This window comes from Desulfonatronum sp. SC1 (genome assembly GCF_003046795.1).
Classification (GTDB): Bacteria; Desulfobacterota; Desulfovibrionia; order Desulfovibrionales; family Desulfonatronaceae; genus Desulfonatronum.
In genome coordinates, this window is the sequence record NZ_PZKN01000187.1 from 1 (window position 1) to 422 (window position 422).

Annotated in this window: 1 protein-coding gene; it reads left to right on the forward strand. The window is 35.3% G+C overall.

What is annotated here, in order from left to right; translation table 11 throughout:
• Window positions 1–422, forward strand: a 422-nt coding sequence (locus C6366_RS18880; protein ID WP_146164960.1) for an RloB family protein, incomplete at both ends; no start/stop codon positions are given.

A 422-nucleotide genomic window follows, 5' to 3' on the forward strand; every position in this document is an offset into this window, starting at 1 on the left:
GGAGGCCATTAAGCTTCGTACTAAATATGAAGACAAGTATTTAAGAACGATAGATAAAGTTTGGGCAGTTTTTGATAAAGACAGTTTTCCAGCACGCAATTTCAATAACGCGATAAATAAAGGTGAAAACTCTAATCCCAAAATACATTGTGCCTGGTCAAATGAGGCATTTGAGCTTTGGTATCTTCTGCATTTCAATTATTATAACACTGGTATTTCCAGAGAGCAATATCAGAGAAGTTTGGAAGCTGAGATAAATCAAGCTTCCAAAAGATCTGATTTTAAGTATGAGAAGAATTCAGTTAACATGTTTTCCATTCTCAAAGAATACGGCAGTCAGGAAAAGGCGATTAAGAACTCAAAAAATCTTGCTGATTTGTACAGTGATTTCAGCTATGCAGTTCATAATCCATGCACTATGG